Origin of the sequence: Actinomycetospora sp. CA-053990, assembly GCF_050948445.1 — a bacterium.
Classification (GTDB): Bacteria; Actinomycetota; Actinomycetes; order Mycobacteriales; family Pseudonocardiaceae; genus Actinomycetospora; species Actinomycetospora callitridis.
Map to the genome: position 1 here is coordinate 519,057 of NZ_CP192043.1, position 20,843 is coordinate 539,899.

Annotated in this window: 26 protein-coding genes; 7 read left to right on the plus strand and 19 right to left on the minus strand. The window is 73.7% G+C overall.

The features are described 5' to 3' along the window. Positions 1–56 precede the first annotated feature (56 nt). From ACQPYN_RS02635 to ACQPYN_RS02650, 4 genes are all read right to left on the minus strand, one after another. Positions 57–722 carry a DUF1707 SHOCT-like domain-containing protein gene (locus ACQPYN_RS02635; protein WP_433033061.1) on the minus strand — a complete coding sequence of 222 codons (666 nt, stop codon included), beginning with the start codon at positions 720–722 and terminating at the stop codon, positions 57–59. 44 nt (positions 723–766) lie between these two features. Further along, the gene (locus ACQPYN_RS02640) at positions 767–1,987 is read right to left on the minus strand and encodes an RNA polymerase sigma factor (protein ID WP_433033064.1); all 1,221 of its coding nucleotides are present in this window, start codon (positions 1,985–1,987) and stop codon (positions 767–769) included. Beyond that, complete coding sequence (locus ACQPYN_RS02645) at positions 1,984–2,334, minus strand: YciI family protein (protein WP_433033067.1); 351 nt, start codon at positions 2,332–2,334, stop codon at positions 1,984–1,986. The genes ACQPYN_RS02640 and ACQPYN_RS02645 overlap by 4 nt, the downstream gene beginning before the upstream one ends. 112 nt (positions 2,335–2,446) lie before the next feature. Continuing rightward, positions 2,447–2,581 carry a hypothetical protein gene (locus ACQPYN_RS02650; protein ID WP_433033070.1) on the minus strand — a complete coding sequence of 45 codons (135 nt, stop codon included), beginning with the start codon at positions 2,579–2,581 and terminating at the stop codon, positions 2,447–2,449. 137 nt (positions 2,582–2,718) lie between these two features. Here ACQPYN_RS02650 and ACQPYN_RS02655 point away from each other — a divergent pair, with 137 nt between their 5' ends. After that, a complete protein-coding gene (locus ACQPYN_RS02655; protein WP_433033072.1) occupies positions 2,719–3,735 on the plus strand; it encodes a hypothetical protein in 1,017 nt (338 codons plus the stop codon). A gap of 26 nt (positions 3,736–3,761) precedes the next feature. Here ACQPYN_RS02655 and ACQPYN_RS02660 read toward each other — a convergent pair whose 3' ends face one another. Both ACQPYN_RS02660 and ACQPYN_RS02665 read right to left on the minus strand, forming a co-directional pair. Next, complete coding sequence (locus ACQPYN_RS02660) at positions 3,762–4,397, minus strand: hypothetical protein (RefSeq protein WP_433033075.1); 636 nt, start codon at positions 4,395–4,397, stop codon at positions 3,762–3,764. Between the two features lie 288 nt (positions 4,398–4,685). After that, complete coding sequence (locus ACQPYN_RS02665; RefSeq protein WP_433033078.1) at positions 4,686–5,273, minus strand: TetR/AcrR family transcriptional regulator; 588 nt, start codon at positions 5,271–5,273, stop codon at positions 4,686–4,688. Between the two features lie 68 nt (positions 5,274–5,341). Here ACQPYN_RS02665 and ACQPYN_RS02670 point away from each other — a divergent pair, with 68 nt between their 5' ends. Continuing rightward, positions 5,342–6,478 carry an acyl-CoA dehydrogenase family protein gene (locus ACQPYN_RS02670; RefSeq protein ID WP_433033081.1) on the plus strand — a complete coding sequence of 379 codons (1,137 nt, stop codon included), beginning with the start codon at positions 5,342–5,344 and terminating at the stop codon, positions 6,476–6,478. A gap of 75 nt (positions 6,479–6,553) precedes the next feature. Here ACQPYN_RS02670 and ACQPYN_RS02675 read toward each other — a convergent pair whose 3' ends face one another. The 9 genes from ACQPYN_RS02675 to paaA form a co-directional block, all read right to left on the minus strand. Then, positions 6,554–6,871, minus strand: a complete 318-nt coding sequence (locus tag ACQPYN_RS02675) for a hypothetical protein (RefSeq protein ID WP_433033084.1) — start codon at positions 6,869–6,871, stop codon at positions 6,554–6,556. 40 nt (positions 6,872–6,911) lie between these two features. Then, on the minus strand, positions 6,912–7,547 hold the full coding sequence (locus ACQPYN_RS02680) for a DedA family protein (protein ID WP_433033087.1): 636 nt from the start codon (positions 7,545–7,547) through the stop codon (positions 6,912–6,914). Positions 7,548–7,676: 129 nt separating this feature from the next. After that, positions 7,677–8,084 (minus strand): hydroxyphenylacetyl-CoA thioesterase PaaI, encoded by a 408-nt coding sequence (gene paaI / locus ACQPYN_RS02685; RefSeq protein WP_433033090.1) that lies wholly within the window; start codon positions 8,082–8,084, stop codon positions 7,677–7,679. Further along, a complete protein-coding gene (gene paaZ, locus ACQPYN_RS02690) occupies positions 8,077–10,116 on the minus strand; it encodes a phenylacetic acid degradation bifunctional protein PaaZ (protein ID WP_433033093.1) in 2,040 nt (679 codons plus the stop codon). The genes paaI and paaZ overlap by 8 nt, the downstream gene beginning before the upstream one ends. Before the next feature lie 8 nt (positions 10,117–10,124). Next, positions 10,125–11,237 carry a 1,2-phenylacetyl-CoA epoxidase subunit PaaE gene (gene paaE / locus ACQPYN_RS02695; protein WP_433033096.1) on the minus strand — a complete coding sequence of 371 codons (1,113 nt, stop codon included), beginning with the start codon at positions 11,235–11,237 and terminating at the stop codon, positions 10,125–10,127. After that, positions 11,237–11,746, minus strand: coding sequence for a 1,2-phenylacetyl-CoA epoxidase subunit PaaD (paaD, locus tag ACQPYN_RS02700; RefSeq protein ID WP_433033099.1), 510 nt, complete (start codon positions 11,744–11,746; stop codon positions 11,237–11,239). Before paaD ends, paaE begins: the two co-directional genes overlap by 1 nt. After that, on the minus strand, positions 11,740–12,669 hold the full coding sequence (gene paaC / locus ACQPYN_RS02705) for a 1,2-phenylacetyl-CoA epoxidase subunit PaaC (protein WP_433033102.1): 930 nt from the start codon (positions 12,667–12,669) through the stop codon (positions 11,740–11,742). The genes paaD and paaC overlap by 7 nt, the downstream gene beginning before the upstream one ends. Further along, entirely contained in the window at positions 12,669–13,007 is a 339-nt protein-coding gene (gene paaB, locus ACQPYN_RS02710) for a 1,2-phenylacetyl-CoA epoxidase subunit PaaB (protein ID WP_274197599.1), read from the minus strand. Before paaB ends, paaC begins: the two co-directional genes overlap by 1 nt. Positions 13,008–13,009: 2 nt before the next feature. Next, on the minus strand, positions 13,010–14,014 hold the full coding sequence (paaA, locus tag ACQPYN_RS02715) for a 1,2-phenylacetyl-CoA epoxidase subunit PaaA (protein ID WP_433033105.1): 1,005 nt from the start codon (positions 14,012–14,014) through the stop codon (positions 13,010–13,012). A gap of 100 nt (positions 14,015–14,114) precedes the next feature. Between paaA and ACQPYN_RS02720 the strand changes: the two genes are divergently transcribed. Then, on the plus strand, positions 14,115–14,609 hold the full coding sequence (locus ACQPYN_RS02720) for an N-acetyltransferase family protein (RefSeq protein WP_433033108.1): 495 nt from the start codon (positions 14,115–14,117) through the stop codon (positions 14,607–14,609). Here ACQPYN_RS02720 and ACQPYN_RS02725 read toward each other — a convergent pair. Further along, a complete protein-coding gene (locus ACQPYN_RS02725) occupies positions 14,581–14,802 on the minus strand; it encodes a hypothetical protein (protein WP_328302906.1) in 222 nt (73 codons plus the stop codon). The two genes, ACQPYN_RS02720 and ACQPYN_RS02725, sit on opposite strands and share 29 nt — an antisense overlap. A 10-nt stretch (positions 14,803–14,812) precedes the next feature. Continuing rightward, entirely contained in the window at positions 14,813–15,475 is a 663-nt protein-coding gene (locus ACQPYN_RS02730) for a TetR/AcrR family transcriptional regulator (protein ID WP_433033111.1), read from the minus strand. 208 nt (positions 15,476–15,683) lie between these two features. Here ACQPYN_RS02730 and ACQPYN_RS02735 point away from each other — a divergent pair, with 208 nt between their 5' ends. The 3 genes from ACQPYN_RS02735 to ACQPYN_RS02745 all read left to right on the plus strand — a co-directional run bounded on the left by ACQPYN_RS02735 (position 15,684) and on the right by ACQPYN_RS02745 (position 18,616). Further along, positions 15,684–17,261: a class I adenylate-forming enzyme family protein gene (locus ACQPYN_RS02735; protein WP_433033114.1), complete on the plus strand. Its 1,578-nt coding sequence runs from the start codon at positions 15,684–15,686 to the stop codon at positions 17,259–17,261. Between the two features lie 206 nt (positions 17,262–17,467). Continuing rightward, entirely contained in the window at positions 17,468–17,812 is a 345-nt protein-coding gene (locus ACQPYN_RS02740; RefSeq protein ID WP_433033117.1) for a hypothetical protein, read from the plus strand. 12 nt (positions 17,813–17,824) lie between these two features. After that, entirely contained in the window at positions 17,825–18,616 is a 792-nt protein-coding gene (locus ACQPYN_RS02745) for an alpha/beta hydrolase (protein ID WP_433033120.1), read from the plus strand. Here the strand turns inward: ACQPYN_RS02745 and ACQPYN_RS02750 are convergent, their stop codons facing one another. Continuing rightward, the gene (locus ACQPYN_RS02750) at positions 18,617–19,414 is read right to left on the minus strand and encodes an enoyl-CoA hydratase/isomerase family protein (RefSeq protein ID WP_433033123.1); all 798 of its coding nucleotides are present in this window, start codon (positions 19,412–19,414) and stop codon (positions 18,617–18,619) included. Positions 19,415–19,495: 81 nt separating this feature from the next. Then, positions 19,496–20,284, minus strand: coding sequence for a class I SAM-dependent methyltransferase (locus ACQPYN_RS02755; protein ID WP_433033126.1), 789 nt, complete (start codon positions 20,282–20,284; stop codon positions 19,496–19,498). Between the two features lie 183 nt (positions 20,285–20,467). On the opposite strand from ACQPYN_RS02755, the gene ACQPYN_RS02760 reads away from it, so the two are divergent. Beyond that, the gene (locus tag ACQPYN_RS02760) at positions 20,468–20,812 is read left to right on the plus strand and encodes a hypothetical protein (RefSeq protein ID WP_433033129.1); all 345 of its coding nucleotides are present in this window, start codon (positions 20,468–20,470) and stop codon (positions 20,810–20,812) included. Positions 20,813–20,843 lie beyond the last annotated feature (31 nt).

The following is a 20,843-nucleotide window of genomic DNA, read 5'->3' on the forward strand; positions in this document are numbered from 1 at the left end:
GGATGTTCCGCGACGACCGACAATTTTCTCCGCGAGGACGCGGTCACCGACGGTGATCAGTCGTCGTCGTCATCGCCGTTGCGGTCGTTGTCGCGGATCCCGCCGGCGGCCGCCTCGGCGGGGGTGACGACCTCGACCGAGCCGAACGCGCCGTTGGCGTCGACGACCACCTCGGGCAGCGTCGCGCCGTTCGGCGGCACCGCGCACGCCTGCTCGCACTTCGTGCTCCCGAAGATCATCGTGCCGGTCGTCCGGACGGTGACGCCGGGCGGGACGACGACCTCGGTGTTGCCGAACAGCGTGGCCACCTGGGCCTCCGGGTCCCCCGGCGCCACGCTCACGGTGCGGCTGCCGAAGATCGCACCGCCGTCGTCGGCCGTCACGAGGTGCCCGCCGACGAAGACCGCGGCCGCCGCGATCACGAGCGGCACGACCACGCCTCCGAGGCGCTCGTGCCACGGTGTGCGCGGAGTCGTCTCGACGGGGCGTTCGTCGACGACGGTCGGGCGCTCCGCGGGCACCGGGGCGGCGGGGCTCGGCAGGTCGACGACGAGGGCGTCGAGCTCGCGCTGGGTGCGGGCCGCCCAGCACTCGCGGGTGCGCTCGTCGTACTCGACGAGCGTGAGCACCCCGTCGTCCAGCGCCGCCCGCAGGCGGTCGTCGGTGGCGCGCCGCTCGCGGTCGCCGATCCGCATCTCGGGGGCGGGGTGCTCCGCGCTCATGGGGCCATCCTGCCCGCCCGGTGTGGCATCGGAGTGACGGTGCGTCAGCCGCGGCCACGGCGCGCCGCGAGCAGCGCCCGGTCGTCGGGGTCGTCGGTGCGGGCGAGGGCCGCCTCGAGCGCCCGGTCGGCCTCGTCGTCGCGGCCCAGCCGGCGCAGGAGGTCCGCCCGGACGGCGTGCAGGAGGTGGTAGCGCTCGAGTCGCTCCGCGAGCGCGTCGACGATCTCCAGCGCGGCGGTCGGCCCCTCGGTCTCGGCCAGCGCCACCGCCCGGTTGAGCGCGACCGTCGGGCTCGGGGTCAGCGCGAGCAGCTGGTCGTGCAGGGCGACGACCTGGCGCCAGTCGGTCGACGCGGTGTCGGGCGCGGACGCGTGCACGGCGTTGATCGCGGCCTGGACCTGGTAGGGCCCGGGCCGGTCGCGGCGCAGGCACCGGCGCACGAGGTCGAGGCCCTCGTCGATCATCGCCCGGTCCCAGCGCGTCCGCTCCTGGTCGGCGAGCAGCACCCGCGTGCCGTCGGCCGACGTGCGTGCCGGCCGGCGGGCCTCGGTGAGCAGCAGGAGCCCGAGCAGCCCGAGGACCTCGGGCTCGTCGGGCATCAGCGCCGCGAGCAGGCGCGCCAGACGGATCGCCTCCGCGGCGAGGTCCTCCCGCGTCGCCGTCGCGTGGCCCTCGGTGAAGACCAGGTAGACGACGGCGAGCACGCCGGGCAGGCGGTCGGGCAGGTCGGCGTCGCGGGGCACGCGGTACGGGATGCGCGCGGCGCGGATCTTGTTCTTCGCGCGCACGATCCGCTGCGCCATCGTCGCCTCGGGCACGAGGAACGCGCGGGCGATCTCGTCGGTGTCCAGCCCGCCGAGCAGGCGCAGGGTCAGGGCCACGCGCGCCGGCAGGGCGAGCGCGGGGTGGCAGCAGGTGAAGATCAGGCGCAGGCGGTCGTCCTCCACCGGTCCCTCCTCCTCCTGCGGGGTGTCCTCGTCGGGCGGCGGCTCCTCGCGGGCGGCCCGCTGCTCCTTGTCCCGCCCCACCGCGTCGCGCCGGAGCCGGTCGAGGGCCCGGCGCCGGCCCGTGGTGACGAGCCAGCCGCCCGGGTTGGCCGGTACGCCGTCGGCGGGCCAGCGCGCCAGGGCGACGGTCAGCGCGTCCTGGACCGCGTCCTCGGCGAGGTCGATGTCGCCGAGGACGCGGGTCAGCGTCGCCACGCACCGCCCGTACTCCTCGGCGACGATCCGCTCGATCGCCGCCGAGGACGGCGTGTCCGTCACGGGGACCAGTGGAAGGGCCGGACCTCGATCGCCAGCCCGATCGCCTCGGTGGAGCGCCGGCCCCAGTGCAGCGCGGCGTCGAGGTCGGGCACGTCGATGATCGTCAGGCCGCCGACGTACTCCTTGAGCTCGACGAACGGCCCGTCGGTGACCAGGACGTCGTCGCCGCTGCGCCGCAGGACCGTCGCGGTGTCCGGGGCCTCGAGGCCGCCGGAGAACACCCAGACGCCGGCGGACTGCATGTCGCTCTGCAGCGTCGCGACGTCGCCCATGATCGCGTTCATCTCGTCGTCGGTCGGCGGCTCGCCCTCGGTGGGGGTGACGACGCTGAGCAGGTAGTGGGCCATGAGGTCCTCCTCGGTGCGTGGGCGGGCAGGGCGCCCGCACACCCCTCCACGAACGGCCGGGGCGCCGATCGACAGGTCCGCCGAGAATCTTCTCCCAGGACGGCGCCAGCCCTCAGCGTCCCCGGTCGGCCACCGCCGTGATCACGGCGGCGCGGACCACGTACCAGGCCCGGCTGGCCCACCACCCCGCCGCCACGCCGTGCCAGACGACGCCGGCGGCGAGCACGAGGACGGGGCGGACGGACATGCGGACCTCCGGGGAAGCGACTCGGGGGCTTCCTATCTCCCGGCGCGTGGCGGCCGCACCCGACACGCGACGCCGGACGGGTGGTGGACGACGAGGCTTCACCCGGCGTTCGTCCCGGGTCCCGGCATGATGGCGCCGTGATCAGGACGAGGCGGCGGGCGTGGCTCGCCGTCGTGGTGCTCCTGCTCGTCGCGGGGTGCTCGACGACCCCGTCCGGGGGCGCGGCCACCGACACCGGCCCCGAGGGGCCGCGCGACGTCTACCTCCGGCCGTTCGCGTGGAACTCGATCTGGAACCTCCCCCTGGCCACGGCCGCGGACTACGCCCCGTTCGACGCGCAGATCGACGAGCTCTACCCCGACGTCGAGAACATCTCCGTCGATCCCGACGCGCCGGTCCGCGAGCTCGACGCGGACCCCGGCGGCTCCGTGCGCGTCGACCCGGCCCTGCGCGCGGACGGCAGCTACAACAACTGCTCCACCCTGCTGCTCGACACCCCCGACCGGACCACGGTGATCCAGGGCCAGCCGATGCGGCTCTCCCGCGGCGGCGACCCGAGCTGGGAGCACGGCTGGCCGCCGACGTCGCTGACCGGCCGCGGGATCGAGGGCTGCCACGGCGGGTCGGGGCTGTCGGGGATCGGCGGCACGCTCCGGCAGGGCGAGCTGTCCGGCCACCAGCCGATCCGCCACGCCCTCAAGATGAGCCTGCCGTGCCAGACCAGCTGCTCCACCGCGGACGGCGGCTACCGCTGGCCCGCGGTGAAGTCCGACTCCGGCTTCGAACGGAAGTACGGCGGCGACGACGCGAACGTGGGGATGGGCACGCTGCTCGCCCTCCCGCCCGACGTCGACGTCTCGCGCATCACCGATCCCCACGCGCACCGGATCGCCGTGGCGCTCCAGACCTACGGCGCCTACGTCGTCGACTCCACCGGCGGGCCTCCCGCGGGCTCGTTCGACGTCCAGTCAACGGCCGTCCGCGAGTTCCCCGACATCGACTCGGGCGCGATGCGGCGCGTCGTCGCCCAGCTCGCCGTGGTCACGAACAGCGCCCGCGACACCCCCGGCGGCGGCGAGCTCGGCACACCCCGCCGTGCCGCCTGCGCGCCGGCGTTCACCGACGGGACCGGGGGCGCGCCTCCGGGGTGCTGAGCCGTCTCGTGTCGAAAGGGCAAATGTCATTGCTGTCGAGCGAAGAAAATCTCTGCTCCGTTTCCTCCGGAGTTGTCCTTCCAGGCAGCAAAGACCTTGCCGTCGGATCGCAGAACGATGGACGGCGCCGTTGAATCTCCCGCGTTCGCACTGATGTTCTCGAGGTCGAACTTGTCACCCGCATCGGTGCTGCGCGCCACGAATATCTCGAACTGACCGTTCACGTCCGCGGACCAGGCGATACACACCGTATCGCCCGACGCCACGATGCGGAGGTCAGACATCGCTTCGAGCACAGTGCCCGGGTCGCTGATCGTCTTGACGTTCGCGAACTGGCCGTCGTTCTCCTTGTCTCGCCGGAAGACGACCTGTCCGTCCTCGACCCACGCGACGTAGACCCTGCTGCCGGAGACGGCGATGACCTCGCGATCGGAGGCCCCTGTTCGCGTCGTGCTCAGATTGATTCTCGGCTTGAAGGTGGCGCCGTTGTCCAGGCTCCTGGCGAGGAAGATGTCGGGCTGGGCGTTGTTGGGGTCGAAGTCGGGAGGGAACTCGTGCCAGAGAACGAAGATGCGGTCGCCCGACCTCGCGACTGTCGGGGCCTCGGCGTCCTGGACCGGCGTGCCAGGGATGGTTTGGGGTGTCGAGAACTTCAACGTCATGATTCGGCTGTCCGTCCTTGAAGCAGGTGGCACTGCGCCTCGCAGGAAACCGTCGATTCGCGCGCGATCCTCGACCGGCCCCTCCCTTCGTCCATTCCAGTCGCTCGTGTGGTGCGGGCGTAGCGCCGATGGAGGGACACGAGTGAGAATGCCGTAACGATGATGTCTCGACCGCCACCCAGCGACGGCCGGTGCACACACAGGGTTCCTGTCGAGGTTCTCGACACCATCTGTGGGATCGCCGCCGGCTCGGGCCGTCGCCCGGTGATACCGAGAGGGAAACTCGGCTCAGCTCCGGGCGAGCCCGTGCAGGAGCAGCGCCGCGAGGGCCTCGTAGGCCTCGGCGTCGGCCAGGCCCGTGGTGCCGGCGATCCGGCGCTGCTGGATGGCGACCATCGTCGCGGTGATCACCTCGGCGGCGAACGACACGGGGACCTCCCGGAACGCGCCGGCGGCGACACCCTCGCGGATCAGGTCGCCGACGCGCCGCGCGGCGGCCCCGGTGTTGCGCGCGTAGACCTCGGCGGCGGGCGGGAAGGCGGCCATGTCGTCGAAGAACCGCGCCGAGGCGGGCGCGAGCTCGGCGGCCACGGCACGCAGGTAGGCCGCGACGCGGTCGGGGGGCGCGTCGACCGCGGCCACCGCGGCCTCGACCCGCGTGGTGGCGCGCTCGAAGAAGTGCACGACCGCGGCGCGCACGAGCTGCTCCTTCGACCCGGCGAGCGCGTAGAGCGTGCGCTTGGAGCAGCGCAGGCGGCCGGCGAGCTCGTCGAGCGTGAGGTGGGCGAAGCCCTCGGCGAGCAGCAGGTCGACCAGCGCGTCGAGGAGCTCCGAGTGGCGCGCGGCACCCCGTCGAGTCGGGCTCGGAGCGGACACGAACCTACCCTAGCGCTCCTGCTATCGGTACTCTAGGACCGATCTCAGTACCGATAGGAGTACCGCCGATGGCCGTCGACCGGCTGCTGCCCACCCAGGAGTCCGAGGACCTGCTCGAGCTCACCCGCGAGATCGCCGACAAGGAGCTGGCGCCGCGGGTCGAGGAGCACGAGCGGGCCGAGACGTACCCGGAGGGCCTGTTCGCCACCCTGGGCGAGGCCGGCCTGCTCGGCCTGCCCTACCCCGAGGAGGTCGGCGGCGGGGGCCAGCCCTACGAGGTCTACCTCCAGGTGCTCGAGGAGCTGGCCGCGCGCTGGGCCGCGGTGGCCGTGGCGACGAGCGTGCACTCGCTGTCGTGCTTCCCGCTGTTCACGTTCGGCACCGAGGAGCAGAAGCAGCGGCTGCCCGAGATGCTCGCCGGCGGGCTCATCGGCGGCTACAGCCTCTCCGAGCCCCAGGCGGGCTCCGACGCGGCGGCCCTGCGGTGCAGGGCGGAGAAGGTCGACGCGGGCTACCGCATCACCGGCACCAAGGCGTGGATCACCCACGGCGGCGTCGCCGACTTCTACGCCCTGTTCGCCCGCACCGGCGAGGGCTCGCGCGGCGTCTCGTGCTTCCTCGCACCCGGCCAGGCCGAGGGCCTGGAGTGGGGCAAGCCCGAGGAGAAGATGGGCCTGCACGCGATCCCCACGACGACGGCGAACTGGGACGGCGCGGTGCTCGACGCCGACCGGCTGATCGGCGCCGAGGGGCAGGGCCTGGAGATCGCGTTCTCGGCGCTGGACTCCGGCCGGCTCGGGATCGCCGCGTGCGCGGTGGGGCTCGCGCAGGGTGCGCTGGACGCCGCCGTGGACTACGCGAACGAGCGCTCGACGTTCGGCAAGAAGATCGTCGACCACCAGGGTCTCGGTTTCGTGCTCGCCGACATGGCCGCGGCCGTCGACTCGGCACGCGCGACCTACCTCGACGCCGCGCGCCGCCGCGACCTCGGTCGTCCGTACGGGCGCCAGGCCAGCGTGGCCAAGCTCGTCGCGACCGATGCGGCGATGAAGGTGACCACCGACGCCGTCCAGGTCTTCGGCGGCTACGGCTACACCCGCGACTTCCCGGTGGAGCGCTACATGCGCGAGGCCAAGATCATGCAGATCTTCGAGGGCACCAACCAGATCCAGCGCCTCGTCATCAGCCGGCACTTCGCCCGCTGATCCGCCGAAGCGACGACCCGCTGATCAGGCCGTGAGCGAAGTTCACGGCTATAGCCGTGAACTTCGCTCACGTGGCTAGCCGCCCCACGTCACCTGGCGGAGGCCGTGGCGGTCGGGCGGGCCGGGCTGGGCGGCGCCGTCGGGCGAGACGGGCGAGCCGTGCGACGTCCCGCCCTCGCGGGCCTCGCGCTGGTCCCCGCCCGACGGGGTGGCGCCGTCGTCGAGCTCGGCGAGCCGGGTGCGCAGCACCTCGATCACCGGCATGCGCGAGGAGTGGGCGCGCTCGTGGTCGAGCAGCCCCGCCACCTCGTCACGCTCGAGCGATCGGATGCGGTGCTTCACGGTCTCGACCGTGGCGTGGTCGAAGTCGGGGAACGGGGGTGTGTCGGCCACGAGTACCTCCTGCGGACGGTGTGGCCCGGGGCCTACCCGTTCAGGAGGTCGACGCACTCTCCCCGGGCTGGTTGAGCAGCCCGATCACCCGCTTCTTGACGAGGAACCCCACCGTCAGGCCCACGATCACCGCCACGATCAGGCCGGCCCAGGAGAACCGCTTCAGCCAGGTCTCGGCCGCGATCCCGAGCGCGTACACCGCCGCCGTGGTGCCGAACGTCCAGAGCACCCCGCCGACGACGTTCGCGGGCATGAACTTCCGGTACGGCATGCGCAGCGCGCCGGCCAGCGGACCCGCGAAGATCCGCAGGATCGCGATGAAGCGACCCACGATCACCGTCAGCACGCCCCACCGCTCGAACGCACGCTCCGCGAGGCCGAGGTGTGCGGGACCGAAGTGCTTCGGGAACCGTCGCCCCGCGGCCTCGAGGAGGCCGATCCCGTAGCGGCGCCCGACGGCGAAGCCGATCGAGTCGCCCACGACGGCCCCGACGAGCGCGGCGGTCGCCACCCAGATCGCCGAGATCGCGAGCTCGGGGCGGGTGGCCATGAGGGTCGCGCTGACGAGCACGATCTCGCCCGGCAGCGGGACCCCGAGACTCTCCACCCCGACCACGCCCAGGACGGCCAGGTAGACCGCCAGCGGCGGGATCGACTGCAGCCACTCAGCGATCACCGCGCGACCCCCCTCTTCCCCGGCACCGACCCCTCCGAGCATGACGCACCGTGGCGACGGAGGACACCGCTGGGTCAGAAGGACGACCGGGAATCGGGCACCGATCCACACACGGTGACGGACCGGGTGCTACCCGCTGCGCAGCACCCGGCTCCGGCCGCGGAACTCCGCGATCACCTGCCCGTCGCGCGGACGGGAGACGGTGACGTCGTAGACGCCGCTGCGCCCGTAGGCGGTCCGCTCGGTCGCCACGGCCTCGAGCACGTCGGCGGTGCGCGCCGAGGCGACGAAGACGATGTCCGCCGCGGCGGCGATCGTGATCGGCCCGGGGCTGTTGCAGGCGCAGGCGAACGCGGAGTCGGCGAGCAGGAACAGGTAGCCGCCGTGGCACATGCCGTGGCCGTTCACCATCTCGTCGGTGACGGTCATGGTCAGCCGCGCGCGGCCGTCGACGGCCTCGTGCAGCTCCATGCCGAGCTTGCGGGACGCGGCGTCGTCGTCCCACATCCGGCGGACGGAGGCGCTGATCTCAGGCATCACGCTTCGCCACCAGGGTCAGCACGTCGTACTTCGCCACCGGCTCGCCGGCGACGTTGACGACCTCGGCGTCCCAGCGCACCTCGCCGTAGGCCGCCGAGGCCCGCGGGGAGATGTCCTTGGCCGTGAGCGTGATCGTCAGCTCGTCGCCGAACTTCACGGGCGTCAGGAAGCGCAGGTTGTCGACGCCGAAGTTCGCCAGCACCGGGCCGGGCGCGGGGTCGACGAACAGGCCCGCGGCGAACGAGACCACCAGGTAGCCGTGGGCCACGCGCTCGCCGAAGAACGGGTTGGCGGCGGCGGCCTCGGCGTCGAGGTGTGCGTAGAAGGTGTCGCCGGTGAACTCGGCGAAGTGCTCGACGTCGGCCTCGGTCACCGGACGCGGGCCGCCGACGACGGTGTCCCCGGGGCGCAGGTCCTCGAGGTGCTTGCGGAACGGGTGCTCGTCGGTGATGGTCCGGGCGCTGCCCGGCACCCAGCGGCCCGTGATCGCCGAGAGCATGTCCGGGCTGCCCTGGATCGCGGTGCGCTGCATGTGGTGCGCGACGCCGCGCACCCCGCCCATCTCCTCGCCGCCCCCGGCGCGCCCGGGGCCGCCGTGCACGAGCTGGGGCATCGGCGAGCCGTGGCCCGTCGACTCCTTCGCATCCGCGCGGTCGAGCACGAGCAGCCGCCCGTGCCACGGCGCGACGCCGAGCACGACCTCGCGGGCGAAGTCCGGGTCGGCGGTGACCACCGAGCCCGCGAGCGAGCCCTGGCCGCGCGCGGCCAGCGCGACGACCTCGGCCGTCGACGAGTACGGCATCACGGTCGACACCGGGCCGAACGCCTCCACCTCGTGCACCGCGGCGGCGTCGCCGTCGGCGCGCAGCAGCACCGGCGACAGGAACGCCCCGCGCTCGGCGTCCGCGCCGCGGACCTCGACCTGCTCGGGGTCGCCGAACACCACCTCGGCGGCGTCGGTGAGCGACTTCAGCGAGCGGCGCACCTCCTCGCGCTGCTCGAGCCCGGCCAGCGCGCCCATCGTCACGCCCTCGGCGGACGGATCGCCGACGACGACCTGCGCGAGCTTCCCGCGCACCGCGTCGACCACCGCGTCGACCTGCGCGGCGGGTACGAACGCGCGCCGGATCGCGGTGCACTTCTGGCCCGCCTTCACCGTCATCTCGGTGACGAGCTGCGAGACGTAGAGGTCGAACTCCGGGGTGTCGGGCGTCGCGTCCGGGCCGAGGATCGAGCAGTTGAGCGAGTCGGCCTCCGCGGTGAAGCGCACCGCGCGCGCCGAGAGCACGGGGTGGGTTCGCAGCTGCCGGGCCGTCGACGCGGAGCCGGTGAACGACACCAGGTCCTGCTCGGTGAGGTGGTCGAACAGGTCGCCCACCGAGCCGGCGAGGAACTGCACCGAGCCCGCGGGCAGCACGCCCGAGTCGACGATCAGCCGGACCAGCTCGGCGGTGAGGAACGCGGTGGGCGTCGCCGGCTTGATGATCGACGGGACGCCGGCGAGGAACGCGGGAGCGAGCTTCTCGAGCGGGCCCCAGCACGGGAAGTTGTAGGCGTTGACCTGCACCGCGACCCCGCGCAGCGGCGTCAGCACGTGCTGGCCGACGAAGGTGCCGCCCCGGCTCAGCGGGGCGAGGTCGCCGTCGAGCCACGGCCCCGACGCGGGGAGCTCGCGCTTGCCCAGCGACGCATAGGCCGCCAGGACGCCGATGCCGCCGTCGACGTCGAACTTCGAATCACCGAGCGTCGCGCCGGTGCGCGCCGAGACCGCGTAGAGCTCCTCGCGGTGCTCGCGCAGGTACCCGGCCAGGGCCTTGAGCAGCGACGCGCGCTGGTGGAACGACAGCTCCCGCAGCGCGGGGCCGCCCGTGTCCCGGCCGTACGCGGCGACCGCGGCCATGTCGATGCCCTCGGTCGCGAGCCGGCCGATCTCCTCGCCGGTGACGGCGTCGGTCATCGGACGGCCCGCCGTGTCGGAGGCGGCGGGTGTGACCCACTCACCGCGGACGTAGCTGGGCAGCACGCTCATACGGACCTCTAGACGTCGTAGTCGACGGTGACTTCGACGGAGACTGGCAGGGCCTGGCAGGTCAGCACGAACCCGGCGTCGATCTCCTCGGGCTCGAGGGCGAAGTTGCGGCGCATCGTCACCTCGCCGGCGCTCACATGGGCGCGGCACGTCCCGCACACCCCGCCCTTGCAGGCGAACGGCAGGTCCGAGCGCACCTTCTGCGCGGCGTCCAGCACCGGCTCGGTGCGGGGCAGCGTCAGCACGCTCGCGCGTCCGTTGAGCACGACCGTCACGGTGGCGCCCCCGACGTCGTCGACGGCGTCGTCCTCGCTGCGGTGCACCTCGGGCGGGGGCTCCCCGTCAACCGAGACGTAGAAGAGCTCGCGATGCACCCGGGCGCGGGGCACGTCGAACCCGGTGAGCACCTCGCCGGCGGCCTCGACCATGCCCAGCGGCCCGCACAGCCACCAGTGCGCGACCTCGCCGACGGGGACGAGCGCGCCGATCAGCGTGTGCAGACGGTCGGCGTCGAGACGGCCGTTGAACAGGTCCGCGGCGGTGGGCTCGCGCGAGAGCACGTGCACCAGCTGCAGACGGGGCCCGTAGCGGTCCTTGAGGTCGGCGAGGTCCTCGCCGAACATCACGGTGTCCGTGCGGCGGTTGCCGTAGAGCAGGGTGACGTGGGTGTCGGCGTGCGCGGCGAGCACCGTCGCGGCGATCGAGAGCACCGGCGTGATGCCCGAGCCGGCGGCGACGAGGACATGGTGGACACCGTGCGACCCGTCGACCGGCGGGCAGAAGCGGCCCTGCGGCGGCCCGACCTCGAGCTCGTCGCCGGGGGCGAGCCGGTCGACCAGCCAGGTGGAGAACAGTCCCGTGTCGACGCGGCGCACCCCGATCCGCGGCGCGGCGCCCTCGGGCGCGCAGATCGAGTAGGAGCGGCGCTCCTCACCGGCCTCGGTGACCAGACGCAGCGTCAGGTACTGCCCGGCGCGGAACGCGAAGTCGTCGCCCAGGGCGTCGGGGACGTCGAAGGTGACGGCGACGGCGTCGTCGGTGAGCCGCTCGACGTCGGCGACCCGCAGGGTGTGGAAGCCCGCCGCACGGGGGGCGACGCGCTCCGTGGTGGGGGCGCTCATCAGATCTCCTTGACGTGCTCGAACGGCTCGGCGCAGGAGCGGCAGCGACGCAGGGCGGTGCAGGCGGTGGGCCCGAACCGCGACACCTCCTCGGTGTCCGCCGCGCCGCACTGCGGGCACGCGACCGTCTGCGAGGGCGGGGCCAGCGTCAGCGGGATGGGGGCGCCGGCGGCCTTCGGCCCGATCCGGTCGGGCGGGGCGACGCCGGCCTCGGCGAGCTTGCGGCGGCCCTCGTCGGAGATCCAGTCGGTGGACCACGGCGGGCTGAAGGTGGTGCGCACCTCGACCGCGCCGTACCCCGCGTCCTGCAGAGCGGTCCGCAGGTCGTCACGCATCGCCTCGAGCGCCGGGCAGCCGGAGTAGGTCGGGGTGAGGGTGACGACCACGGTGCCGTCGCCCGCGGTCTCGACGCCGCGCAGCACGCCGAGGTCGGCGAGCGTGAGCATCGGCATCTCGGGATCGACGACGCGCTCGGCGGCCTCCCGGGCATCGACCAGGGCCGTCACCACGTCGCCCCCGGGTGCGCGCGGGCGAGCGACTGCATCAGGGCGAGGACGCCGCCGAGGGACTCGGTGTGCACGCCGTCGCGGCCCCCGCGACCACCGACGAGGCCGACCGCCGGGGTCTCGGGACGGGTGAGCGTCGCGGCGGGCAGGACCTGCGCGACGACCGCGTCGACGTCGCCGCGCAGCTCCGCGGGATCGACGGCGACGCCGGCCTCGGCGAGGCGGCGCTCGACGTCGTGGGCCAGGAACAGCTCTTCGACGTGGGGCCACACGCCGTCCAGACCGGCCTGCATGCGCGCGTGCGAGAGCTCGGTGCCGTCGCCGAGGCGCAGCACCCACTGCGCGGCGTAGTCGCGGTGGTAGGTGAGCTCCTTGACGGCCTTGCCGGCGACGGCGGCGAGCACCGGGTCGCGCGAGCCGGTGAGGCGCTGCATGAGCGCCAGGCGCCAGGCGGCGAACACCAGGATCCAGGCGATGGTGCGACCGAAGTCGCCGAGGTCGGTCTCGGCGAGCGTCACGTTGCGGAACGCGCGGTCGTCGCGGAAGTAGGTGAGCACGTCCTCGTCGTCCTGCGGCCCGACGCGGTACGGCTCGGCGGCGCCGAGGTGCCCGGCGCGCGAGAGCAGCACCCGCGCCTGGCCGAGCAGGTCGAGCGCGATGTTCGCGAGCGCGACCTCCTCCTCGAGCTCCGGGGCCTTCGCCGTCCAGCCGGCCAGGCGCTGCGAGGCGATCAGCGCGTCGTCGGCGAGCATGAGGCAGTAGGTCACGAGGTCGGCCCGGTCGACGCCCTCGGGCGCCGGCGCGGTGATCTCCGCGTCGCCGGCGTCGAAGCCGGTACCGAAGGCCCAGCGGCCGTCGTCGTCCGCGGTCGCCAGGGCGTCGTAGACGTTCTCGTCGTGCCCCGAGTGGGAGGAGTGGGTGTCCATCACAGGTGCGGCACGTTGTCGGGGATCTCGTAGAACGTGGGGTGCCGGTAGACCTTGTCCCCGGCGGGCGCGAAGAAGGGGTCCTTCTCGTCCGGGCTCGACGCCGTGATCGCGTCACCGCGGACGACCCAGATGCTCACGCCCTCGTTGCGCCGCGTGTAGAGGTTGCGGGCGTTGTGCAGCGCCATCGTGTCGTCGGGCGCGTGCAGCGAGCCGACGTGCACGTGGTTGAGCCCGCGCTTGCCGCGCACGAACACCTCGTAGAGGGGCCAGACGGCCTTCGGGGTGCCGTCGAAGCGCGGCTCGCCCTCGACGTGGGCGGTGGTGTCGTCGGCCATGCTCATGCGCTCATCGCCCCTTCCGACGTCTGCGCCGTCTGCGCCGTCTGCGCCGTCCGCGCCGCCTGCTTCGCGGCGTACGCGGTGGCCGCGTCGCGGACCCACTGGCCGTTCTCGTGGGCGGCCCGGCGGTTGGCCAGGCGCTGGGCGTTGCACGGCCCCGCACCCTTGACCACCTGCATGAACTCGTCCCAGTCGATGTCGCCGAAGTCGTGGGCCTCGCGCTCGTCGTTCCAGCGCAGCTCGGGGTCGGGCAGCGTCACGCCCAGGGCCTCGGCCTGCGGGACGGTCATGTCCACGTAGCGCTGGCGCAGCTCGTCGTTGGTGTGGCGCTTGATCCGCCAGGCCATCGACTGCTGGGTGTTGGGCGAGTCGCCGTCGGCGGGGCCGAACATCATCAGCGACGGCCACCACCAGCGGTCGACGGCGTCCTGCACCATCTCGCGCTGGGCGTCGGTGCCGGCCATCAGCGTCTGCAGGAGCTCGAAGCCCTGGCGCTGGTGGAACGACTCCTCCTTGCAGATGCGCACCATCGCCCGCGCGTAGGGCCCGTAGCTCGACCGGCACAGCGGGACCTGGTTGACGATCGCGGCGCCGTCCACGAGCCACCCGATGACGCCGATGTCGGCGAACGTCAGCGTCGGGTAGTTGAAGATCGACGAGTACTTCTGCTTCGAGTCGATGAGCTTCTCGGTGAGCTCACCGCGGTCGACCCCGAGCGTCTCGGTGGCCGAGTAGAGGTAGAGCCCGTGGCCGGCCTCGTCCTGGACCTTGGCCAGCAGGATGGCCTTCCGTCGCAGGCTGGGGGCGCGCAGGATCCAGTTGCCCTCGGGCTGCATCCCGATGATCTCGGAGTGCGCGTGCTGGGCGATCTGGCGGATCAGCGTCTTCCGGTACCCCTCGGGCATCCAGTCGCGCGGCTCCACCCGGCCCTCGGCCGCGACCGTCCGGTCGAAGTCCGCCTCGAGCGCAGCGAGGTCAGGGCCCTGGTCCTCGGTCACCGTCATCGGTGAGCCACCTCCGTACCGAATGTTCGTTCGGTTGCGATGGTGACGCACCGGCCCGGGCTGCGCAACCACCTCGGCCCCGCGGGGCACGATCGGCCGTATGGACGTGCTCGCGACGCTGGCCCACGGGACGTTGACGGTGCGCCGGGCGCGGGCCGACGACCTGCCCGCGCTGGTCGGGCTCCTCGCCACCGATCCGGTGAGCGCGGGCCGGGGCGACGCCGTCGACGACCTCGCGCCCTACGCGGCGGCCTTTGCCGAGATCGACGCCGACCCCGCGCACCTGCTCGTCTGCCTCGACGAGGCCGACGGCACGACGGTCGGGACGCTGCAGCTCTCGGTGCTGCCGAATCTCGGCCGGCGCGGGACGCGGCGGGCGCAGCTCGAGGCGGTGCACGTCAGCGACGCACGGCAGGGTCGCGGGTACGGGGCCGCGCTCGTGGAGTGGGCCGTGGCGGAGGCCGGGCGCCGGGGGTGCGGGCTGGTCCAGCTCACGAGCCAGGTGTCACGGACGGGCGCCCACCGCTTCTACGAACGCCTCGGGTTCACGGCGTCGCACGTCGGGTTCAAGCGGGACCTGACGTCCCGTCGATGAGCTCGTCGAGCGTGACGTAGAGGCCGGGCTCGCCGGTGCGCTCGCTGCGCTCCACCGCGGCCCGGGCGCGCTCGGCGATGCGCCCGATCTCGTCGGCCGCCACCACGCGGCTCTGCAGCACGGTGCCGTCCTCGTCGGTCAGCGTGACGGCGACGAGGCCGGTCTCGGGCTGCTCGGAGAAGTCCAGCGGCACGGAGGCGACCCTAGAACGGGCGGCGCTTCGGTGCAGGTACCGGCGCGAGCAGGCCCTCGAACGCCATGCGGTCGACCTCGGCGACCAGGGCGTCCACCGGGATCCGGCCCGGGCGGTACCACTCGACGAGGGAGTTCACGAGCCCCGAGAGCAGGCGGGCGTCGACGGCGGGGTCGAGGCCGTCGCGCAGCTCGCCGGCGGCCGAGGCGTCGCGGACGAGACGGGCGATCGCGGCGTCGAACTCGCGGCGCCGCGCCAGGGCCCAGCGCTCGGTCTCGGTGTTGCCGCGCAGCCGCAGCAGCAGGGTGACGTGGGGCAGCTCCGCGACGAGCACCTCGACCTGGCGGCGCACGATGTGGCGCAGCCGGGTCAGCGGGCTGCCGGTGGACGCCGCCGGCTCGTCGAGGATGCCGAACAGCCCGTCCAGGGCGCGCTCGAGCGCGGCGCGCAGCAGCGCCTCCTTGCCCCGGACATGGTGGTAGAAGGACGACTTCGTGATGCCGGCCGCCGCGGAGAGGTCCTCCATGCTCGTGGCGTCGTAGCCGCGCTCGTTGAACACGCGCGCCGCGACCTCGACGAGGCTCGACGGGTCGTACGTCGGGCGGGTCCGCCGGTCCCGGGCGGGCGCTGCCGCTCGGTCGCCCTCGCGGGCGGGGGGACGCGTACCGGTCACGGGGAGCAATCTACGGCCCCGGGCGGGGGGCCTCCGCGCGGCGCTCCGCACAGCGGAGCTGCCACGCCGGACGTCGTTGACGCTGGCGCGGGACGCCCGGGACGGCCCATCCTCGTCCTGGTCGACCGGGCCGGCTCGCTGCTACCGTCCCTCCCGACCGAACGATCGTTCGCCTGTCCGTCCGCACAGCGCTACCCCGAGGTGGTCGATGACGACGCTCGAGACCCTCCACGACCTGGCCCCGGCCGCGGACGCCGGCAACGCCACGCGCACCGTCGGGGCGCCGATGCGCCGCGCGCTCGCGACGGCGCGCGACCGGACGGCCGTGGTCTGCGGGGAGCAGACGCTGACTTACGCCGAGCTCGGCGACCGCGTCGCCCGCCTGGGCGGCCTGCTCGCCGGGCTGGGCCTGCGACCCGGCGACCGCGTGGGCGTCCTGGGCGCCAACTGCCACCGCTACCTCGAGCTCTACCTCGGGCTGCCCTCGCACGGGCTCGTGATCGTCCCGCTCAACGTGCGGCACACCGCGGCGGAGCGGACCTACGCGCTGCGCGACGCCGGCGCCACGGTGCTGTTCGCCGACCGGGCCCTCGACGACCTCGACCCCGAGCTGCGCGTCGTCGACCTCGGCGCCGAGTACGAGGCGCTGCTCGCCGACGCCGCGCCCACCGAGCCGCGGCGCGCACCCGCCGAGCACGACCTCGCCGGGATCTTCTACACGGGCGGGACGACGGGCGCGGCCAAGGGCGTCATGCTCACCCACGGCAACCTCGTCGCCAACGCCTTCCACTTCATGGCCTGCTGGCCGTTCACGGCCGACACCTCGTGGCTCGTCGTCGCCCCGATGTTCCACGCCGCCGGCACGATCGGGGCGCTGGCGACGATCTGGGCGGGCGGCACGCAGGTCATGTGCCCCGCCTTCAGCGCCGACGGCGTGCTCGACCTCGTCGAGCGTCACGGCGTCACCGCGACGCTCGTCGTGCCCACGATGATGGACGCGCTGGCGGCCGAGCAGACGGCCCGGCCGCGGCGGGTCTCGTCGCTGAAGTGGCTCTCGCACGGGTCGTCACCGGCGGCCGTCGAGCTGCTGCGGCGCACCCATGCGGCCTTCCCCGAGGCCGAGATGCTGCACATCTACGGGCTCACCGAGACGTCCCCGATCGTCACGCTGCTGCCCGGCGAGCAGCACCTGCTCGACTCTCCGCAGGCCCGCTCGTGCGGGCGCGCGGCGGTCGGCGTCGAGGTGATCGTCGTCGACCCGGCCGAGCGCGCGCCGCTGCCGACCGGCGTCGTCGGCGAGGTGCTGATCCGCGGCGCCAACGTCACCGCGGGCTACTGGAACAAGCCCACCGAGACCGCGGCGGCCCTGCGCGACGGCTGGTTCGCCTCCGGCGACCTCGGCCTCATCGACGACGGCGGCCACCTGTTCCTCGTCGACCGCGCCAAGGACATGATCGTCTCGGGCGGGGAGAACGTGTACAGCGCCGAGGTCGAGAACGCGCTCTTCGCGCACCCGTCGGTGGTCGAGGTGGCCGTGTTCGGCGTGCCCCACGAGCGGTTCGGTGAGGCCGTGCACGCGGTGGTCGTGCTCCGCGCGGAGCCCGAGGACGCCGGCGCCTTCACCGAGGAGCTCGTCGCCCACTGTCGCCGCTCGATCGCCGGCTACAAGGTGCCCCGCAGCATCGAGACGCGCACCGAGCCGCTCCCGAAGTCCGGGGCGGGGAAGATCCTCAAGCGGGAGCTGCGCGCGGTCTTCTGGTCCGACCGGGAGTCGCAGCTGACGTAGGCCCGTCGACGGAGACCGGGCCCCGTCAGGCGTGCACGTTCCGCTGCCCGACCGCGCCCCGGAGGCCGACGCAGCCGACACACCCCACGCAGCCGACGCAGTCCACACATCCGACGCAGGCCACGCACCGGGTGCAGTTCACGCAGGCCAGCGTGGCCACGCAGTTCCGGAGCGCGACGCCGAACACGGTGATCAGGCTGCCCGCGATGCCGGCACTGCCTCCGGTGGCCACGCTCCCGGCGACCGCGACGCTGCCGGACGTCGCCACGCTCCCCGCGACGGCGACGCTGCCGGCGGTGGCGACGCTGCCGGCGACGGCGACGCTGCCGGCCGTCGCCACGCTGCGGACGACGGCGACGCTGTGGGACGTCGTCACGCTTCCTGCCGTGGCGACGCTGCCGCTCGTGTCGACGCTGCCGGCCGTGGCGACGCTGTCGGCGGTGCGGACGCTGCCCGCGGCGGCGATCCCGCCGGCGGGGGGATTCTCCGGCTCGGTCACGAGCAGCAGGGTGCACGAACTGCTCCTCGCCGTCCAGGAAGGATTGGGCTGATCAGTTCACCGAATGGGGCCCGACCACCACTACTGTCGATCTCGTAAGCACAGTGAGAACACACTGCCGGAGGCCGAAGTGCCGCAAGCGACGATTGTCCTGGTCCACGGAGCGTGGGCCGACGGCTCGAGCTGGAATGCCGTGGCGCGCGAGCTGAGGAATCGTGGATTGTCGGTGATCACGCCGCCGAATCCATTGCGCGGGGTGACCATCGATGCGCCCTACGTCACCTCGTTCGTCAATCAGCGCACGACGGGTCCCGTGGTCCTGGTGGGCCACTCCTACGGCGGGTTCGTCATCACGAACGCCGCTCCGGGCGCCGGTGACGTGCGCGCGCTCGTCTACGTCGACGCGTTCATCCCGGAGGCGGGGGAGACGGTCTTCCAGATTCTCGGCGGTTCCGGATCGGCGCTCGACGTCCCCGACCCGACCGCCGTCCTCGACCTCGCCGGGTACCCGAATGCGCCTGAAGGGGACGTCGAGGCGTTTCTCAAGCCGGCCACCGTGCACCAGTCGTTCGCGCAGGATCTGTCCGAGGACGACCGCTGGAGAATCATCGAGAGTCAGCGTCCGATCACGCTCAGTGCGAATTTGACGCCGGGCACGGAAAGTGCCTATACGTCGCTCCCCAGCTGGGCCGTGGTGGGCACCGAGGACAAGGTCATCCCGCCGGACAAGCAGCGGAAGATGGCCGAGCGGGCGGGGTCGGCGATCTCCGAGGTCGCCGGCTCGCACGTCTCGATGGTGTCGCACCCCGGGGCGACGATCGACGCGATCCTCGCCGCCGCGGAGGCGGCCGGCTGATCAGTGCCCCGTGAACGTGGGCTTCTCCTTGGCCAGGAAGGCCTCGACGGCGTTGCGGTGGTCCTCCGTGGCGGCGAGGCGTGACTGGGCGGCCCCCTCGTGCTCGAGCACCGTCGACAGCGGCGAGACGGTGCCGAGCGCGACGGCGATCTTGATCTCCGCGTAGGCGGCGGTCGGACCGTTGGCCAGGCGGCGGGCCAGCGCGAGGGCCTTGTCGTCGAGCTCCTCGGCGGCGACGACCTCGCGGACGAGACCCCAGTCGCGGGCCGACTCGGCGGTGAACGCGTCGCCGAGCATGAGCAGGTCGGTGGCGCGGGAGGCGCCGACGGCGTGGGCGAGCGTGGCCGAGAGCCCCGAGTCGCCGCCGAACCCGATGCCGGAGAACGCCGTCGCGAACCGCACCCCGGTGGCGGCGAGGCGCAGGTCGCAGGCGAGCGCGAAGCCGAGGCCCGCCCCGACGCACGTGCCCCCGACCGCGGCGATCGCGGGCTTGGGCATCGTCGTGAGCGCGGAGGTGATGCGGTTGTAGTGCTCGGGCACCGTGCGCATCGGCTCCTCGGCGCCGGAGCGCAGCGCCTCGGCGTGCTCGCCGAGGTCCTGGCCGACGCAGAAGGCGGGCCCGGCGGCGGACAGGACGACGGCGCGGATCTGCGGGTCCTGGCCGACGTCCTCGAGCGCGTCCCGCAGGGCGACCTTGAGCTCGGTGGTCAGTGCGTTGCGACGGTCCGGGCGGTTCATCCGCACGGTCGCCACGGCCGCCTGGTCGTCACGGGTCACCACGACCGCGTCGTTCGTCATCGAACGCACTCCTCTCGCCCACCGTCTCCGCCGGGGATCATGCTGCCCGTCCGGTGCGGGCGCGGACAGGGGGCCGCGCCGTCAGGCCGTGCGGGCCACGAGGGTGACCACCGGGGGGCGGTAGGGCGCCATCACCGGGGTGACGGCGTCGACCGCGGCCCGGCGCAGCGCGCCACGGTCGGCCTCGGGGAGCCCGGCGAGCCACGCGGCGACGTGCGCCTGGCCCAGGCGGTAGTCGACGAGGTCCTCGGGGCGCTCGACGCCCACGTCGGCGGCGTGCTCGGTGACGACGATGTCGACCAGCCCCGCACTCTCGGCCGCCGCGGTCATCGCGGGCACGTCGCCGAGCAGGGGTGCCTGCGCCCGGGTGAGGTGGGCGTACCAGGGCGGCGGGACGAAGCCGGCGTCGGCGACCACGGCGTCGATCCGGTCGCGCACCGCGCGGTGGCGGGTCGTCGCGGCGGCCACCGTGGCCAGGACCGCCCCGCCGGGCCGGGTGACGCGGGCGAGCTCGGCGAGCGCCGCGGTCGGGTCGTCGACGTGGTTGAGGACGAAGGCGGCGACGGTGTCGTCCACCGCGTCGTCGCGCAGCGGCAGCGCCTCGAGCGCCCCGGCGACGGCCGGAGGGCGACGGCCCGCGGCCCAGGCGAGCATCGCCGGCGAGCGGTCGACGGCCACGGGGTGTGCGCCGACGGCTGCCAGGGCTGCGGAGGCCAGGCCCGTGCCGGCGCCCGCGTCGAGCACCCGGCGCCCGGCCAGGGGGTGGGGCGCGACGGCCACGAGCTGTGTCGCCAGCGGGCCGTAGACGCGCGCCGCGCCCGTCGCCCAGCCCGTCGCCGCCGCGGCGTAGCGGTCCTCGTCGCTCTCCATGATCGGGGCGAGGATGTGGCTTTCCTGGCGCCCGGTGCAAGCGTGGACGCAGGGCTTGCATCGCCGGGACGACCTCACGGTTCCCTCAGAGTTGCCACAGAGCTGCGTCACGGGCGCTGTCCAGGGTGGATCACGAGGCGGCCGCCCCCGATCGGCCGCCCGTGTCGTGAGGAGATCGTGGAGATGGACTTCCGCCGCCTGCCGGTGCTCGCCGGACCGGTCGTGGCCGGGCTGTTCCTGCTCGGCGGGTGCGCCGCCGGGCCGGCCACCTCTGCCGCCGCCCCCGCCGAGTCCCCGAGTGTGGCCGCGAGCACCGGCACCGGCCAGGCGCCCTGCACCGCGCGGCTGCGTCCGGGCGCCACCGGCGGGACCCCGCTGACGCTCTCGCCCGAGGCGCGGAGCGAGATCGACCGGCTGCGCGAGCAGCCCTCCGGCCCCGCGACCGCCCAGGACCCGGAGCTCGCCGCGCGCCTGACCGAGGTCAGCCAGCGGGTCGAGCACGCCGCCCGGCCGTGCGCCGACCGCTGAGCGGTCCGGACGGCGCGACCGCCACCGCACG